Source organism: Thalassolituus sp. (assembly GCF_034111725.1).
Classification (GTDB): domain Bacteria; phylum Pseudomonadota; class Gammaproteobacteria; order Pseudomonadales; family Oceanobacteraceae; genus Thalassolituus.
Genome location: NZ_JAWUWR010000043.1, coordinates 1 through 18,226, shown reverse-complemented (window position 1 = coordinate 18,226; position 18,226 = coordinate 1). Strand labels below are relative to the sequence as shown.

The 18,226-nt window shown below is 44.7% G+C and carries 16 protein-coding genes; 10 read left to right on the top strand and 6 right to left on the bottom strand.

What is annotated here, in order from left to right:
- Positions 1–40: 40 nt before the first annotated feature.
- From UXZ23_RS06275 to UXZ23_RS06250, 6 genes are read left to right on the top strand one after another with little or no spacing between them, the layout of a single operon-like run.
- A complete protein-coding gene (locus UXZ23_RS06275; protein WP_320819772.1) occupies positions 41–478 on the top strand; it encodes a TlpA disulfide reductase family protein in 438 nt (145 codons plus the stop codon).
- Positions 475–693: a DUF4266 domain-containing protein gene (locus UXZ23_RS06270; RefSeq protein WP_320819771.1), complete on the top strand. Its 219-nt coding sequence runs from the start codon at positions 475–477 to the stop codon at positions 691–693. The genes UXZ23_RS06275 and UXZ23_RS06270 overlap by 4 nt, the downstream gene beginning before the upstream one ends.
- Positions 684–2,144 (top strand): DUF3570 domain-containing protein, encoded by a 1,461-nt coding sequence (locus tag UXZ23_RS06265; protein WP_320819770.1) that lies wholly within the window; start codon positions 684–686, stop codon positions 2,142–2,144. Before UXZ23_RS06270 ends, UXZ23_RS06265 begins: the two co-directional genes overlap by 10 nt.
- Before the next feature lie 37 nt (positions 2,145–2,181).
- A complete protein-coding gene (locus UXZ23_RS06260; RefSeq protein ID WP_414491463.1) occupies positions 2,182–3,087 on the top strand; it encodes an FAD:protein FMN transferase in 906 nt (301 codons plus the stop codon).
- A complete protein-coding gene (locus UXZ23_RS06255) occupies positions 3,087–3,767 on the top strand; it encodes a response regulator transcription factor (RefSeq protein WP_320819768.1) in 681 nt (226 codons plus the stop codon). The genes UXZ23_RS06260 and UXZ23_RS06255 overlap by 1 nt, the downstream gene beginning before the upstream one ends.
- Positions 3,760–5,148, top strand: coding sequence for an ATP-binding protein (locus UXZ23_RS06250; protein ID WP_320819767.1), 1,389 nt, complete (start codon positions 3,760–3,762; stop codon positions 5,146–5,148). The genes UXZ23_RS06255 and UXZ23_RS06250 overlap by 8 nt, the downstream gene beginning before the upstream one ends.
- Positions 5,149–5,198: 50 nt before the next feature.
- On the opposite strand, the gene UXZ23_RS06245 is transcribed toward UXZ23_RS06250, so the two are convergent.
- Positions 5,199–5,921, bottom strand: a complete 723-nt coding sequence (locus tag UXZ23_RS06245) for a YebC/PmpR family DNA-binding transcriptional regulator (protein ID WP_320819766.1) — start codon at positions 5,919–5,921, stop codon at positions 5,199–5,201.
- 240 nt (positions 5,922–6,161) lie between these two features.
- Here UXZ23_RS06245 and UXZ23_RS06240 point away from each other — a divergent pair, with 240 nt between their 5' ends.
- Positions 6,162–7,601, top strand: a complete 1,440-nt coding sequence (locus UXZ23_RS06240) for a phosphatidylserine decarboxylase (protein WP_320819765.1) — start codon at positions 6,162–6,164, stop codon at positions 7,599–7,601.
- Between the two features lie 54 nt (positions 7,602–7,655).
- Here the strand turns inward: UXZ23_RS06240 and UXZ23_RS06235 are convergent, their stop codons facing one another.
- Complete coding sequence (locus tag UXZ23_RS06235) at positions 7,656–8,372, bottom strand: tRNA-uridine aminocarboxypropyltransferase (RefSeq protein WP_320819764.1); 717 nt, start codon at positions 8,370–8,372, stop codon at positions 7,656–7,658.
- A 137-nt stretch (positions 8,373–8,509) separates the two neighbouring features.
- On the opposite strand from UXZ23_RS06235, the gene UXZ23_RS06230 reads away from it, so the two are divergent.
- Positions 8,510–9,820 carry a PAS domain-containing methyl-accepting chemotaxis protein gene (locus UXZ23_RS06230; RefSeq protein WP_320819763.1) on the top strand — a complete coding sequence of 437 codons (1,311 nt, stop codon included), beginning with the start codon at positions 8,510–8,512 and terminating at the stop codon, positions 9,818–9,820.
- A gap of 77 nt (positions 9,821–9,897) precedes the next feature.
- Here the strand turns inward: UXZ23_RS06230 and UXZ23_RS06225 are convergent, their stop codons facing one another.
- Positions 9,898–11,226: a cytochrome P450 gene (locus tag UXZ23_RS06225; RefSeq protein WP_320819762.1), complete on the bottom strand. Its 1,329-nt coding sequence runs from the start codon at positions 11,224–11,226 to the stop codon at positions 9,898–9,900.
- 19 nt (positions 11,227–11,245) lie between these two features.
- Positions 11,246–13,384: a di-heme-cytochrome C peroxidase gene (locus UXZ23_RS06220; protein WP_320819761.1), complete on the bottom strand. Its 2,139-nt coding sequence runs from the start codon at positions 13,382–13,384 to the stop codon at positions 11,246–11,248.
- A gap of 625 nt (positions 13,385–14,009) precedes the next feature.
- Here UXZ23_RS06220 and UXZ23_RS06215 point away from each other — a divergent pair.
- Positions 14,010–14,300 carry a coiled coil domain-containing protein gene (locus tag UXZ23_RS06215; protein ID WP_320819760.1) on the top strand — a complete coding sequence of 97 codons (291 nt, stop codon included), beginning with the start codon at positions 14,010–14,012 and terminating at the stop codon, positions 14,298–14,300.
- 99 nt (positions 14,301–14,399) lie between these two features.
- A complete protein-coding gene (locus tag UXZ23_RS06210) occupies positions 14,400–14,903 on the top strand; it encodes a pyridoxamine 5'-phosphate oxidase family protein (RefSeq protein WP_320819759.1) in 504 nt (167 codons plus the stop codon).
- An 8-nt stretch (positions 14,904–14,911) separates the two neighbouring features.
- Here the strand turns inward: UXZ23_RS06210 and UXZ23_RS06205 are convergent, their stop codons facing one another.
- Positions 14,912–15,475, bottom strand: a complete 564-nt coding sequence (locus UXZ23_RS06205) for a gamma carbonic anhydrase family protein (RefSeq protein WP_320819758.1) — start codon at positions 15,473–15,475, stop codon at positions 14,912–14,914.
- Between the two features lie 163 nt (positions 15,476–15,638).
- Entirely contained in the window at positions 15,639–17,939 is a 2,301-nt protein-coding gene (locus UXZ23_RS06200) for a hypothetical protein (protein ID WP_320819757.1), read from the bottom strand.
- Positions 17,940–18,226 lie beyond the last annotated feature (287 nt).

Here is an 18,226-nt window from a genome sequence, read left to right as displayed (position 1 = left end):
CAGGATTAAGGTTCTACATAGACAATTGAGAGGCATGACCATGCGCATTCTACTAACCACAATTTTTTGCAGCTTACTGAGTTTTCCGGCAGTGGCTGAAATAGATTTTGATGAACTAAAGGGACAAGTTGTTTACGTCGACTTTTGGGCATCTTGGTGTGGTCCATGCAAAGCATCTTTTCCTTGGATGAATAAAATGCATCGTGTCTATCATGACAAAGGCTTAACTATTATCGCTATCAATCTCGATCAAGAGCCTGAGTTAGCGCGTAATTTTATCGCTGAAATGGACCCGGAATTTCGCATTGAATTTGATCCATCAGGAAAGCTCGCAGAAGAATTTAAAGTCGACACTATGCCAACGAGTTTTTTAATCGATCGCAGCGGCAAAGCTCGATTTAAACATAAAGGCTTCCATGACGAAAAAGGCCGAGAATATCAGCATGAAATTCAAGTGTTACTCAAGGAGTCATTATGAATAAAAAAATAACGATTTCAGTACTAACACTTGCCGCACTGGTACTTAATGGCTGCAGCACCGTCAAACCTTGGGAACGTGATTTACTCGCAAAACCGCAAATGGCATTAGATAGCGACCCCTTAAAAACCGCATTTGATGATCATATTTATTTTAGTAAAGAAGCAAGTAGCGGCGGCCGTGGATTTGGTGGTGGAGGTTGCGGATGCAATTAATTAACAAAAAATTAAGTTTTAGTGCCAGTTTAGCATTAGCGACATCGACACTATTGGGTGCCAATACTCAAGTTAATGCCGAAGAAGGCTGGCAAGCCGATAGCGCTGTATTAATTTATAACGAGAATAACGGTCGCGTTAGTGCCATAGAACCAGCCGTTAATCTGCGTCGTACTTACGAAGATGAAAGCAGCATTAATTTACGTGTTGTTTATGATGCATTAACGGGTGCATCTCCTAATGGTGCCGCATCTGCATCAGTCGCGCAAACATTCACTTCGGCATCAGGAAGCGCTGCGCAAACAGCAAATGCACAAGCGATGACCTCGTCTTCTGGCAGTACGTCGCGCCAAGTAACGCCATCGCCCAACGTTAACACCATAGTGACCCATTCGTATGACGATGACGATGACGATGACGAGGGTGAAGGTCATAGCACTACTTACACCATTGCTCCCAGTGACATACCACTCGATCCATCATTTGAAGATTCAAGAACAACCGTCTCACTAGGCTGGACCAAACCCTTAGAAGATAATTATACCGTCAACTTAGGTGGCAGTTACTCTACTGAAGGAGACTTCACATCGTTTAGCGTTAATGGTGCAGTAGCAAAAGATTTTAATCAAAAGAGCACCACTCTATCGGCCGGTCTTAACTTAGAATTCGATACTGTAACGCCTAATGGTGGTTTGCCCGACCCGCTAACGTCCTACGCAACACGTAACACGATTGGAGAAAGCGATAGTAAGAACGTGGTGGATACGATTGTTGGGCTCACGCAAGTTATTAATCGCCGCTGGATAACTCAATTTAACATCTCGTTGAGCCAATCATCAGGGCATCATTCAGATCCCTATAAAATATTAACCGTTGCAGACCAAGGTAATTTAATTACTGATCCAGAGAATGCCGGTAATTATTTATATCTATTTGAGAGCAGACCTGATAATCGCCAAAAACTCAGTCTCTACTGGCAGAATAAATTTGCCATTATGAGTAACAACGTATTGGATTTAAGTTATCGCTATATGACCGATGACTGGGGAATTAATTCACACACTGTCGACGCAACATTTCATTGGCAACTGTCGGATAGCTTTTATCTTGAGCCGCATGCTCGTTACTACGAACAAACCGCTGCCGATTTTTATACGCCGTTCTTGAGCCTTGGTGATGATGTCGTTATAAATTCTGGTGCGATCACAGCTCTCGTCGACTATGCATCGTCTGATCCACGGCTCGGTGCATTTTCAGCCAATACTTATGGCCTGAAAATGGGATTCCCATTAAGCGATACGCGTGAACTATCTTTAAGTGTTGAGACCTACCAACAACAAGATAAAAACATTCGTAAAGAAGTCGCCGCCGGTAGTCATCTGGATGGTCAATCGCAGTTTGCTGAATTGTCCGCTAATTGGGTACAACTCGGATATTCGGTGCGATGGTAGTGGCGAGAAAGTAGCGAGAAAGTAGCGAGAAAGTAGCGTGGACTACTGCTTACAATTAACACAAACCTCAGACCTATGCCGAGTTCGCTTTCCGGCTATGGCTAGTACATGTGAAGTTATATTCGACACAACAGATTCTACGCTGGCGCTCGCTTTGGGGCAGCTCGTGCAAGCAGAAACACAGCGTATAGAGCGACACCTCAGTCGCTACCGCGATGATAATATTATTTTTCAAATCAACAACGCCAACGGCGTTGCTGTCGTTGTCGACGATGAAACCGCCGACATGCTCGATTTCGCCGCCACACTTTGGCAGTTATCAAACGGACTGTTTGATATTACCTCGGGGAAATTACGCGCAATTTGGCGCTTTGACGGTTCTGACAATGTCCCAGAACAAGCTGCTATTGATACCATACTGCCATTAATTGGTTGGCAAAAAGTGCAATGGCAACGACCCACACTAACTCTGCCTGCCGGTATGGAAATTGATCTCGGCGGAATAGGAAAAGAATACGCGGTCGATAAAGCTTACGACTTAGTTAAAAGCCAATTCAAAGACGCATTTTTAGTTAACTTTGGTGGCGACTTACGCGTACAAGGACCACGTAAAAATGGTCACCCATGGCAAGTCGGTATAGAAACCGTAACGGACGAAAATAACAATAATATGCAGCAACAAGAAACAATAATTGATATTTCCAATGGTGGCTTAGCAACCAGCGGTGATTCACGTCGTTATCTACTAAAAAATAACCAACGCTACAGCCATATACTTAACCCATTAACAGGATGGCCTGTCGTTAGCGCCCCACGTTCCATTACGACCATTGCCCCAACCTGTGTTGAAGCAGGGCTTTGCAGTTCGCTGGCGATGCTAATGGGTATTGATGCGGAAGCATTCCTTGAAGAACAAAACGTTACCTATTGGGGCATCCGCTAATGCGCCTACTCGTCGTGGAAGACGATCCAATGCTTGGGGAAAGCTTAGTCACAACTCTGCGCAACATGAGTTATGTGGTCGATTGGGTGAAAGACGGTCAGCATGCACTTAATGCATTAATAAAAGAAGATTTCGATCTGGCGATTATGGATATCGGATTACCGATAATCGACGGAATTCAAATCATTAAAGAATTGCGTGCCCGCGGCTCAGAGTTACCTATATTAATTCTGACTGCTCGTGATAGTTTACACGACAGAGTTACAGGTCTTGATGCCGGTGCAGACGATTATCTATTAAAGCCATTTGAACTGGACGAGTTAACGGCAAGAGTACGCGCGCTATTACGCCGCCGAAAAGTACGCTCAGAATCAGCACTCGTGTTCGATCTTGTTCGTCTTGAGCCTAATAGTCATCAGGTTTTTTATAAAGGTGAAGAAGTCAGCCTATCTCGCCGAGAATATACATTGCTAGAAATATTTATGACACGTCCAAAACAAGTATTTACTCGCCAACAGCTTGAACAAGCTATTTACGGTTGGAGCGAAGATGTAGGCAGTAATGCTTTAGAAGTACATGTGCATCACTTACGGAAAAAGTTTTATCCGGAGTTAATTCGTACCATTCGCGGCATTGGTTACACATTAATTGAGTCAAGCAAGGCTTCGAACGATGATTAATTCGATTAAGTATCGTTTGCTATGGTCGGTTATTGCAACGGTATTATTAGCACTGGTTATTAATAGCGTACTAAGTCATTACATTGCTCGTCACGAAGTTAATGAAGTATTTGATGCCGAGCTACTAACGATTGCCCGAATAATTAAAGGCGTTATCGATCAACCCGACATTCAAAACTATGCTAAAAATATCGGCAAAGCTTTGGATGAAACCATATCAATTAATGAGCCTATGCCGACAACTCTGCAGGTTTATGAAAAGAAAATTCTACTGCAAGTTTGGAATCATGATGGCAGCGAGTTAAATTTCCGCTCAGCCAGCAGCCCCGAATTTGCACTAGCACCATTAGAAAAAGGTTTTTATTACCAATCCAAAAACCAGCAAGACTGGGTTGTTTATGTTGATAAACTTCCCAGAAGCAATAGCTGGTTATTGGTTGCTGAAATCCCTGTCGCTCGCGCTGAGCTAAGCGACTCTTTATTTAACATGTTCATATTTTCAGGATTGCTGGCGCTCATTTTATGCAGTTTCATCGCTAACACAGTCATTAATTATGGCTTAGCAAAGCTTGACGAGCTAAATTGGATGATTCGGGGGCGCACCATGAATAATCTACAGCCCATTCATTTTGACCCTATGCCCAACGAACTCAAACCCGTCGTAGAAGAAATGAATCTACTATTTAATCGACTACACAATGGTATTGATAAAGAACGCCGCTTTGTCGCCGATGCAGCGCACGAGCTACGCACTCCATTAGCAGTGATGAAACTACGGACTCAAAGCCTGCAAAAAACCGCCGATAGCAGCATGCAAGACGAATTAAGTAAGCTATCAGATAGCGTGACGCGCAGTCATCGCGTGGTTGAACAATTATTATTACTGGCTCGGTTAGACGACGATGCTCCTAACCACATAGGCGAAGCGTGTGACGTCAACGAACTCTGCCGCCGATTACTTGCCGACTCGTGGGGAATGGCAGAAGCCGCTGGAGCGGAGCTTGTCTTAGAGAGCTCTGCACCCGATCAACCACTACTGCTAAACATTAATCCGACATTGTTTAATATCGCCTTACGGAACCTAGTCGATAACGCTATTCGTTATGGCGATAAAGAAAATATTATTACCTTAAGCGTTACGGCAGATATAGAACAAATAATAATTAAAGTAGAAGACAGAGGTCGCGGAGTAAGTGACGCCGATCTTCATCGACTCAGTGAACGCTTTTATCGTGCCCACGGCCAAGATAAACCAGGCGCTGGGTTAGGGCTGTCTATCGTGCAGCGCATTGTCGAAACACTACACGGTGAGGTCAAATACGAACACAGGTCCGGTGGTGGCTTAAGTGTCACGTTAACGCTGTCGGGAATGCCTCAATAAATGCTAGCAATAAAAAGGGCGCCGTTAGCGCCCTTTTTATTTACTTAGATTCAACTATCAAAAGTACCGTTATGATAGATTTCTTGCACATCTTCTAGATCGTTAATCAACGCAGCGAAACGCTCAAACTGGGCCACATCGTCACCAGTAATTGGATGTTCCATCGTTGGCAAATAGGTAATTTCTTCAACTTCAAAATCGATCTCAGGATTCATTTCCTGCAATGCCGTTTTGGTTTTAAAGAAATCAGTCGGCGGTACTAACACTGTGATCATGCCGTCTTCGCAATCAATGTCAGAAACATCAACATCAGCCATCATCAACGCTTCTAGCGCTACTTCTTCGTCGTCACCAGCAAATACAAACATCGCACGATGATCAAACATATGAGAAACCGAGCCCTGAGTACCCAGCTTAGCTTTACACTTAGAGAACACACCACGAATCTCACCGAAAGTACGGTTGTGGTTATCCGTTAAGGCGCTGATCAATACCATGCAGCCACCAGGTGCAATACCTTCGTACAACGCAGGAACGTAATCTTCACCGATGCCGCCCTTGGCCTTATCGAGTGCTTTCTCAATCACATGCGAAGGCACCTGATCTTTCTTCGCTCGATCAATTAAGCTACGCAATGAAAGGTTAGCGGAAGGATCAGTACCACCGGCTTTCGCGATAACGTAGATCTCGCGGCCATATCGGGAATAGACCTTGGTTTTTGCTCCGGCCGTCTTGGCCATTGATTCTTTACGGTTCTGGTACGCTCTGCCCATGGGAATTGCTTCTTAATGGCTATATGAAAGGGCCAGATTGTAACCGCCAAAGGCCACTCTGTCTCGCTTCAGGCGCGGAAATCACCAGCAATTTCTTGCGTTAAAGCATAAAGAACTAAGTAATCTTGCGACACATTGACCTAACCCAGTTATCCCGCAGCTCTGCATCCAGTATGCTGATTTCAACAAAGCTAAGTAAAAATTGGCTGATACCGCATCCATCATTACAGGGAGAGACCCATGTCTATGCTATCCAATAGCACTATCACCAAGTTGGTTGGTGTGCTTATTCTTGTACTTATTGCCTATTTCCTATGGCCGACGCCGCGCACTCTACACGAAGGCCCAGCAGACTCTCTCCCCCAATTGATGTCACCAGTAACCGGGGAGCCACTATTGACCCCTGATGTCATTGAAACCCTCACCGACTCTCCCTGTTACGCCTCATTATTTTACCTAGCACAACAATACGTAACCGACGAAAAAACCTACCAAGCGTTAGAGGCCGTCGATACCCAAATGCAAGAGCTGCCCGCCTCTTACCAAATGGAAAACCCATGGAAAGGCAATATCACCGTCGATGGCTTAGTGGTTAACATGCTGACGACTTTTCGCGATTGGTGTACCTTTTTACCCAGCATCAGTGGCGACCAAGATAATGGCCTAAAGTACATTCAGAACTTTGCTTGGTATTACTATAAAAACCCAGCCGCGCAAGCCTTTGTGCAAGGCTATATGCCGGATCATTTAACACCTTTAGAAACTGGCTTTAAATTTACTCGTGATTTTAGCATGCAGCGCGGGGCCTATATGAATACTCAAGCCTCCGCGGCTCTAGTGCCAGAATGGGTAGAAGATCCGCGCATTGAAATCACCGATTATATTCCACCTGCAGGTGATGAATACAATTACAACTCGTGGAATGAGTTTTTTGCGCGGCAAATTAAAATTGATACGCAAAATGAAGTTATTCCTAGCCGCCCCGTCACCATGCCAGAAAAAGACTATGTAGTGTCTTCGCCAACCGACTGTATTATGAACCCTTTAGTACAAGTACTCGGTGGCACAATGGAAAGTGAACGTGCCTTCATCAACAATCCACTACAAGCCGATACCGTACTCGACGTAAAAAACATCCCCATCGATTTAGTTCATCTACTCGGTCACACCCCCGACGATATCAAACAGAAATTCGTCGGTGGTACTGGACTGTCTTGCGTATTGATGCCAAATACCTATCACCACTTTCATACCCCTGTTAGCGGTGAGGTAGTGCATGCAGAAGTCATTGAAGCCGGAACCTATGGTTACATTGACTGGCCAAACTGGGTGCCACAAGACGGTAACGTTGGTCGTGCAGGAACCGATTTCGGCCAATTCGAAGTATTTCAACGCGGCGTCGTCATTATTAAAGTGACTTACAAAAATGTCTTCGGCAACGAAGTCGAAGGCTATGTTGCCTCTATTCCAGTGGGCTTAGATACCATAGGCTCAGTTGTGCTTGATGAAGATATCGTGCCAGGCGCACAAGTGAAGCGTGGCTATACTCGCCTCGGAAATTTCTTCTACGGCGGTTCGTTGAATATTTTATTATTCTCGAAAGGTTTAGCAACGGGAGCGGTGCAAACACGAATGGGCAATCAAATAACCTTATTTGATATTGGCAATGCACCTGAATAAGTAATCATTTAAATATAAAAAGCGCCGCTATTGGACGGCGCTTTCTATTTGCTATCAATTCACACTATCGTCCGTCGTAAAGTGATTCGCTCGTCCAGCTAAATAACGATCTTTAAATAACTCAAAATAGGTCGATAGATTATCTGCACACTGGCTTTCGCCCATGCGCTGTAAAATATCAATTGCCACTTCTGCTGTACCCAACTGATGCTCATGAAAGGCTTCGCGTAAGCGATAATTCGACGCTTGTGTTGGCTCAATCGCAATCACTGGATAATTAGCCAGCCAAGAACTGCGAAACATTTTGCGCGCCTCGCGCCAAGTGCCATCAAGAAAAATCAGCAAAGGTTTGCGCCCTGCCAAATAGCGCTGCAAAGTCTCGTCGTCTTTCATATGGCGTTCGGGCAGAGCGTAGTTGTAAGGGAATATCACCAGAGGCGCATAGTCTTCACGCTGCATCACAGCCAACATATCTGCATCTGGCTCAGTACGATTCCACAGAAAGGCATGATTGTCAGCCAAAACATCAGCCACTAATCGGCCCGTATTACTGGGTTTGAATACCTCGCCTTGATAATAAACAAGACAAACAGCCACGGCACCCGATGGGGCTGGACGTAATGAACACATGCACAGCGACTTAGCCAACATGCAATCAGTGCAGCGTTTGACACGACTGCCTCGCGCGAGAAACTCACGGCGAGATCGGGCCAGCTCGCGCTGACGCAGTAAGGTGACAGAATTTATATAGATAGATGAGACTCGAGGCATAAAAGTAAGCGTTGAAGTGTATGTTACTAGCAAAGTTATCTCTAATACTAAAAATCGACTATCAGTGCGCTTGACGCGCCATAGAAGTGATCTAGCTTTAATAAGCGAACAACCCAATTCCCAATAAGGTAAGGCGAATGAACATCTTCGGCAACTCAAGTAAAAAGCCCAGCCCCGACAAGGGGCCTGATACATCTACTGTTGAGGCGGTCTACCGCTCTATGGCTGTTGCTGAGTTTTCGCCTTCTGGAGAAATTTTGTTCGCCAATGACAAATACCTAAAAATGGTAGGGTATCAAGCCCAAGACTTTATTGGCCGTCACCACCGCACAATATGCGAACCTAGCTATATAGATTCAGCTGAATATAAAGATTTTTGGCGATCGCTCGCCAATGGCACCACGATGCACGGTGAATATAAGAGGATCAAAGGCAACGGTGATATCGTTTGGCTTGAAGCATCCTATGCGCCAGTGATTGATGCGAACCATACAATTATCAAGATACTAAAAATAGCCCATGACGTAACGCAACGAGTAGAAACGGAGAATGATAATAGAGCCAAGCAAGAAGCAGTCGATCGCTCCAGTGCTGTGATTCGCTTCGACTTAAAAGGCAATGTTGTTTCTGCCAATCGTAATTTTTTAAACGTAATGGGCTACTCGGAGCAGGAAATTATAGGTAAACATCATAGAATATTCTGCGACAAAAATTATGCCGATAGCGACGACTATAAAAAGTTCTGGGATCAGCTCAAAAGTGGCCGATATATATCTAACCGCTTCGAACGAATTGCGAAAAACGGTAATACAGTTTGGCTAGAGGCTTCGTATAACCCTCTCCTTGATAATAAAGGCAATCTATTTGGCTTTATAAAGTATGCCACCGATATTACTGATGATATTAAAAAGAATCGGCAAGAAGCTGAAAATGCATCTCGTGCATATCACATAGCGGTCGAAACAGAAAAAGCCGCAGCTCTTGGTACTGATGTTGTACAAGATGCAGCAAAAGAGATGTCTCAAATATCTGAGGCTGTCGATAAATCTGCAACCATCATTGCCGAATTAGGCAAGCAATCGGAACAAATCACATCGATCGTTAATACAATCCGTGGCATTGCCGATCAGACCAACCTGCTGGCGTTAAACGCCGCGATTGAAGCTGCACGTGCAGGAGACCAAGGGCGAGGCTTTGCCGTTGTTGCCGATGAAGTTCGTCAATTAGCAGGACGCACCAGCCGTTCAACCCAAGAAATTTCTGACATGATTGGAAAGATTCAAACAGGTACTAATAGCGCTATAACAAGTATGGCAGCTTGTAAATCTCAGGCATCTCATGGTTTAGACTTAGCTCAACAGGCAGGTGCTGTTATATTGCAAATTAGAGCTGGCACTAAAGATGCCGTCGACGCTGTTAGTATTTTCGCGGACGTGAGAGAGAAATAAAATTAGTAAGCGATATAGCCACGAAAAACTTAGGCCTAACTATTAGTGCATTACAGTCACAGCAATGTCTTTTATTCTTACCAAGCAAGTTCGTAACGCTCAGGAAACGGTCCATCTTTAAAATCCATTGCTGAAATTGCATGTACGCCATCTAGTGCTAATACTTGGCGTACCATTTCAGGCAGCATCGCCATACCGATATATTTACCCAAACAATCATGAGCACCGAAGCCGTAGGTGAAATTGTGATACCAATTTCGGTCTTTATTAAATTCATCGGCGTTAACGTACGCGTACTCGTCAAACATCGCCGACTGAGTTAGGGCCAATATTGTGGTACCTTTTTTAACAGTAGTTTCGTGTTCAGTACCTTTGGCGATAGTGTAATCTTGTGTCGCTTGCCTAAACATATAAGCACCTATAGGAACGAAACGTAGCGCCTCCCAGACAAGGCTCTCGATTTCCTCCGTATTTTCCAGCAACGATGCCGCTTTTGCTTGGGCTAGTAATTCGGGACGTTCTAAAAAGAAACGAATTACTTGAGCGACCGCTTTAGAAGTGGTTTCGACTGTACCGATAAGTAAGCCCCCCACATTTCGCCCTAAGCGAATCAATGGAAAATCAACTTCGTCAGGGAAAGATGAACGCAGCATACGCGTAACTATATCGTCTTCATGTACGTCTGGTTCTTTACCAACTAAACCTCTAACAGCATTTTTCACTTTTAACGCTGGTTTCAACACACGATCTTTCACCTTCACCGCAAAAAGCTTGCGCAGAATCATTGCTTTGAGATATTCAGTCAGTTCGGCAGTACACTCCTCATGACGCTGCACAATATGATCATGTTTTTCTTTCGGGTTCAGATCGAACGGTTGATTATGAAATGTATTGTACTGATTCCAAAACGACCATTTAAATAATTTCTCTGGCCCAATGCCATCAAAACCAAAATACTCTTGCACCAAAATAACAGGAACCATACGGCAATAACTGTTAATAATTTCTATCTGACCATCTGCATCGTCGAGAATCTTTTTTGACGTTTCACTAATCAACTTTTTAATACGTGGAATATCATCGCGATTCAGCATGCTCTGCATGATGGATTTCTCACGATAATGTAAGGCATCGTCATCATGGGCCATTAAATAGCCTGGGTTGTCATCAGTAACGCCCATTTTAGACTTGTATAAATCCACTGAAAAAATGGTCGGCATTTGCAAACAATCACGCACATCGGTGGACCTTGCCAACAAGGTACACTCAGGTGTCACAAGTATTGGGCGCTCTGCACGTAACTGCTTAAAAAATGGTAAAGGGTTTGTTTTAATCCACTTTCGAACCAACGAACATTTTTCTACATCTGGAGCTACATCGAACTCGGCCAAAAAATCCATAGTCATAACGTCTGTCTTTGTTCCTTTATAAGGTCTTTAAATACTCAACAAGATCCCAGCGCTGTTGCTCATTCAAAGCAGGTAACACCGATCCATTCAACTGGGGTGTTTTACCCGCAGCATATTCATGCCCAGCATTGTCATTACCCTCCATAGGACGATCTATAGTAATGCTCGTATTATAAGTAAAACCATCGTAACCCGTTGAGATAAAACCTACCTTGACGGGATCAAACTCACGCGCGCCAACAACGAATGAATCTGGGCGATATTTGCCATCATCAGGATCTCTTACACGTTTTTTAGGTAATAATAAATCGTATAACGTAGGAACGGAGCCATTGTGCAGATAAGGTGCCGTCGCCCAAATGCCATTCAGCGAGCGACCTTTGTAAGCCAATAATGAATTATATGGACTAGACGTAGTATCCGACTTGTAGTTGCCGCTCTTCACCGTGTTCGGAATATCATTGTCGAAAAACGACAAACCTAACGTGTATAAGCGATCGAGCCATCGACGTAAAAACCACTTATCAGCATCTGGTGTCGCAATCACACCCTTGGTAGCCGAGGTAAGAATTTGAACAACCGGAGCATCCTCACGAATCACAACATTGCCGACATCGGTAGATTGTACCGTGTCCTTTAAGTTGCCCGACTTGCCCGCATATTGAACACCGTTTAATGCCATTTTTTTATCCGTACCAACGATATTAATATCAACCATACTGGCAACGACCAAACGTTTGCTATTAGAACGATCAACAACGACATGGCAAGTCTGGCAATATTGAGCAAACAAGGTTTGTCCTCGCTCTGCTTTCCCGGTGTCAATCTTGCCCAAAATCTCTTGTGGCCAAACGGGCGACTGTAATCGTTGTAATTGTGCCTCTAAGCGCCGAAGGTTCGTTAAATCAATTGACGATTTAAAATTAACCACTTTATTCTTGTTTTTTTGATCTGTAAGTAACGACGACAAATCGAAGTAGCTCGGCGTTTCAGCCGTCCAATCAAGAATACCAAAAACGCCAATTACTTCACCGGTATTGCGACCTAGCGGACCCAAAGCATAATTTTGTGCAAGGCCATTCCACTGCACATAATCTGATTGGCCAATATCCCATAGAAATGGATAGCTTACTGGCGCATCGGCTTCATTAAAAACTTGATCTCGAACACGCAATAAATCGCGTAAATTTAAGCTAGGATACCCCTGATCATTCGATGCTAAACGATTTATTATTTTAGAGAACTGGCTATCAACAATAATATTCTCACCAACACTGGCTAACACATTAGTGATTTGTTTATCGGTTAAAAGTCGAACGCCAGTCGGTGAAACCGCCAACTTCATTGCATTAGACAATTGCTCCTTATTAATCATGTGCTGCAACACTCGATTGTATATACGACCAAATGCATCCAAGCGCGCATAGCCATATTTAACATGACTATGGTTAACGGTATTGTACAAATGAATTGTGCCCGACCACTTTTTCAAATCGGCAACAACTTGGTCTGCATTCTCATAGTTGTTTTCTAACGCCAGTACACTTGCGATAAAACGCTGCTGCTTTTCTGAATCGGTAAGGATAGCCATCATCGACTTTTCGAGTTCGGCGAAAAAACCGGAGATGTCTGACATGGCTGGGCCGCCGTCGATGCGAATCGCCTGACCTTTAAAATTAACTTGAGACGTATGGCAAGCTGCACAGGTAAAACCAACGTAATCCTTACCTTGGTATTCGTCCTTAACAAAACCTACAGCCAAACCATCGGGATTAAAGAATGTAGGCTTCTGTGGCAAGTAGCGATATTTATCCATATTCGCGTTATCGCGCAGTAAGCGCTGAGAACTAGACTCCTCTAACGAGAGATATAAATCATAAGGAAGTAAACCCGAGCCCTGCGTGGTGTTGTAAAACCAGAGGCTTTCAGATTCAGACCAACCTTGATCTAGATAAATAGGCGTAGAATAACTTTCACCGAACGCTCCATTGTCCATCGCAACAGCACCGCGATCTGGATCATCGTCCCAATGCTGATAGAGTTTGCCCAGCAGCAGCGAGATAGTCATCAAACCGATCACTGAACCAAGCAGACGCCATTTATATTTATATAGCCAAACGATAATAGCGAAGAGCTTCTTAAAAAAAGCAACCATAGTCTAATCCCTTAGATGGTTTTTAAGGTTGGTGTGCGCGAGATAGCAATAATAGAGACGAGATAAGCCATCAAATAACACCAATATCTATTACGCTGCAACCTCTAAAAATTCTCTTTCATGTCAATTCGACGCAAAAAAATCGAATAGTATGGAATTAGACAGGTATTTACACACTTACGAAAGATGTCTCAATATATTTGCTAGATTAGGCCAGTGATAATTTTACGCCATCACTGTCTTTTGGCGCTATCAGTGGCTCTTTGCATGATTTTATTGGTTCGAGAGTTGTCGTATCAACGTTATGGAAAGGAAATACAGACTTGGCTATTCTACTACAGCCAACTGGTTTACTATGCACTCATATTCAGCATTCAAGGTATTTTGCTTCTAGTATTTTGGTGTATTAGAGTTTTGGGGCATTATTGACTTAATTATCGCGAATTAATCGGTCGCTAAAATACCAATTATTTAGATATAAAATTGGCAGCAAAATTATATAACTACGATTGCCTTAATCTCATTAAATTCACACTCGTTAAATATCGAAAAATAACCTATAGGCTTTATGAACCATTCCTACCTGCACCTGTCAAACTGTAAAATGACAAAAGAGGAACATCCCATGAATGATAAAGAATTGTATCAAGAAAAAATTAAAGCTCATATTGACGAGATGAAAGCCGACGCCCAAAAACTAAAAGCTAAGGCTTCAGAAGCATCTGCAGACACTAAAATTGAACTCAGTAAAAAAGTCGACGAGCTACAAGACAGTATTGAAAAAAGTGAGAATGAACTCAAAAAACTGAATGAAGCGTCTGGTGAGGCATGGCAAACGTTAAAGTCAGGCTTGGAGTCGTCATGGGCGAATCTATCATCGTCCGTTAAAGACGCAGTTTCTAAATTCAAGAATTAATCTCTTCAGATTCCCTTGTGTACAATCAATAACAACGGTTGTATCGCGACCTACTTTCCGCATGTCTATTGCATGTATTTAATAGCAGAGGAAAAGACCATGTTAACCATCGAACAATTCAAACAAGACCCTAAAGCCGCTCTCTGGAGCCAGCTAGACGCCGAGACAGCAGTATTACTTGGCATTGATGGCATCACGACGTTCATGAAACCAATGTCTGCCAAGCCAGATCATGATGCTGATATCGTTTGGTTTTTCACCGATCGTCGCAGTGAAACGTTTGGAATACTCAATGGCACGAAATCCGCCAATATTTGTATAGCAAACGGCCAAGACAATTTCTGGGCTGAAATTAAAGGGACAATAACAGTGGCCGAGAACGCCGAAGCCATTGCAAATAAATGGTCGGCGACCATAGAGTCTTGGTACGAAAAAGGTAAAGATGACCCGAATTTATTACTGCTTGCATTTAAGCCCGACTCAGCAGAAATCTCCGTCTCAACCTCCAACCCGCTCAAATTCAGTTGGCAAACAGTTAAGGCGATACTTGGCGATCAGAGTAAACCAAATATCAGTGAGCAACGGCGCGTTTCGTTCGCATAGACCTCGGTTTAAAACGGCTGATCATACCCCGCGGCCATATGTTTATCCTTCAGCCGCACATAATTCCCTGCACCATAGGTAAAAAAGCTGCGCTCTTTATCGGTAATTGCCCGGACTTTTTTCGCCGGTGTACCCATATAAACGAAACCGCTTTCTAAAACTTTTCCCGGCGATACGGTGGCTCCAGCAGCGACGATGACTTCATCTTCGACGATGGCGCCATCCATAATCATGGATTTCATGCCGATGAGTACGCGGTTGCCGATGGTGCAGCCATGCAACATGGCTTGGTGGCCGATGGTGACGTCGTCGCCAATAATCAGGGGATAGCCACCGGGATTATAATCAGACGCATGGGTGATGTGCAGGATCGAACCGTCTTGTACGCTGGTGCGTGCGCCAATACGAATGTGGTGCATGTCGCCGCGAATCACGGCCAGTGGCCACACCGAGCAGTCGTCGCCCAATGCTACGTCGCCAATGATCACTGAGCTGCGATCGACAAAAACGCGTTCGCCTAACTGCGGGGTAATGCCTTGGTAACTGCGGATGTCTTTGTGGTTGCTGCTCATGCGCTATCTCTTAGTTAAATAAATGGGTCTTTTGAAATCATCTAGGGCATGAGGGGATTTGTCCAGCTATCAAGGGGCATCATTTATCCGCTGGGCAGGAATCGCAAAATAGGCAAAAAAAAGCCAAGACATTGGTCTTGGCTTCAGGGCTTTTAATCACACTTTAACGCGAAATAATAACACGCTGGCCGTTAACCAAATCCACCGCCATTAATGCATCGTCGTCTTCATCAACCACCAGCACTCGATTATTAGTGCTGTCGACGGCCATGCGAAACGGTGCATCAAATACGTTTTCCTGATTCGGTATCCCACCACTTGAGAGGATCGTCCGCACTCCACTGGTGAGGTCTACAGCGATAATAGCCCCAAGAGATTCATCGGTAACCAAGGCGCGGTTATTGGCGATATCGAGGGTCACGCTGCGTGGAAACTCAAACGGAATTTCTGCATTTGGCGTGCTTTCATCCGAAACAATCGTACGTTCGCCACTGCTAAGATCGACGGCGATTAAAGCCGCGAGGGTGTCGTCGATAACCAACACACGATTATTGGCACTGTCGAGTGCAATCCCGTGTGCACTTTCAAACGGATTGTTGGTATTGGGCGTATTCGCGTCTGAGATGATGGTGCGTTCGCCAGTGACAAGATCAACGGCAATCACGGCTTCCAAGTTTTGATCCAACACTAAGGCGCGGTTATTGGCCGTATCGAGCGCTAAATCCAAGGGGAAATCAAACAGGTTCTCGTTATTTGGGGTGGTGTCATCAGAGACAATCGTACGTTCACCCGTGGTGATATCAACGGCAAGTAGGGCTGGCCGGCCTGCATCAATGACCAGCACACGGTTGTTAGCGATGTCGAGCATGATGCCACTGGGTGACACAAATGGGTTAGCGTCATTGGGTAGATCATCATCAGAAATAATGGTGCGCACGCCAGTGCTCATGTTCACGGCAATCAGTGCGTCCAAACTGCTATCGACCACCAAGGCACGGTTGTTGGCACTATCAATTGCTACGGCCTGCGCATTACGAAAGCGGTTGTTTTTATCAGGCAGTGCATTGTCGGAGATGATCGTCCGAGCCCCTGAGGTAAAATCAACGGCGATTAATGCCTCCTCATCAAAATCAACCACTAAAGCACGGTTGTTGGCACTATCAAGCGCAATCCCATTCGGCGAGCTAAACGTGTTGACTGTATTCGGTGTGATGTTATCCGACAGCACCGTACGCGCTCCTGTGGTCAGGTCAACGGCAATAATCGCGTCTAGCCCAATATCAGAAATCAGAGCGCGATTATTACTGCTATCGAGGGCCACTTTTTTCGGCGAATTGAGGCTATTATCCGCATTCGGTATGCTGCTACTGGAAACAATGGTGCGCGCACCGGTGGTTAGATCCACGGCCAATAAGGCTTTTTTTCCTCCGTCGGCAACCAAGGTACGGTTGTTCGCGCTGTCGAGTGCCAAGCCAATGGGGTCACCAAACGGGTTCTTGTTATTTGGAATGCTATTGCTTGAGAGAATAGTGCGCTCGCCAGTAACAAGATCAACCGCGACTAAGGCTTTAAGATTGCCGTCCGTCACCAAGGCACGGTCATTGGCACTATCAATTACTGCTGTCTTGGGAAACTTAATGAGAACTTCATCATTCGGTATGCCATTCCCTGAAAGGATCGTACGTTCGCCACTGGTAAGATCAACCGCCACCAAGGCTGACAGGCCAATGTCGGGGACAAGCACACGATTGCGACCGCCATCCAGTATCAAATCTTGCGGGTTATCAAACCGGTTGTTTGCGTCTGGGATGTTGTCGCCAGAGAGAAGCGTCCGCCCACCGCTGGTCAGATCCACGGCAATTAACGCATCAAGACCAGGATCTATCACCAAAGCGCGATTACTGGCGCTGTCCAGCACCACCCCTCGTGGAAAAGAAAAATGAAAACCGAAGGCATTAATTTGTGCACTGGTCGCAAAGGTATCGACGTTAAGTTCGCTGTCGGCTGTTTCAACGACAAGGGTACTCAGCCCGCTCGGCAATTCAATCGCCACTTCCCAGGTCGCAAAATTATCTGAGCTGGTCGCGTCTACATCATTTACCCGCACACCCGTAATGGCGCTTTGGCTATCGTTCGCGGTACCACGAACAATGATACTACTGCCTTCGGTTCCTGAAAATGCGGTTGGAAACGTAATTTTGGCCGACGGGGCAGTGGTATCAACCTCGTCGACTTCGTTATCTGCACCGTTATCTGCACCGTTATCTGTACCGTTATCTGTACCGTTATCTGCGCCGTTATCCGTACCGTTATCTGTACCGTTATCTGTACCGTTATCTGCACTGTTATCTGCACCACCCGCATTAGCGCTGCCACCGCCGCCACCGCCGCCACCGCAACCACTAAGCCAAGCAGACATAAATACGATCAAGATGGTTGTTAGCAGCCTTGTACGTTGAAACATGATGATTTCCTTTTAAGTTATTCAAATAAACCAAACGGGATACATACGTATACGGAGCTATTTTCAGAAAAGTTTCAGCAATGCAGAAAAATATTTCGAAAAAACTCAAATATTCGATTTGATAGATACATTCAAGGCTAACGGGTCTGAATCGCCCCTAGTTATCTAGACACTCTTTAAAGTTACAATGTATTTAAAGAGGAGGCCGATATGGCTGGTGAACGATATAACGAAGAATTCAAGATCGCAGCAGTAAAGCAAGTGACCGAACATGGTTACTCCATTGC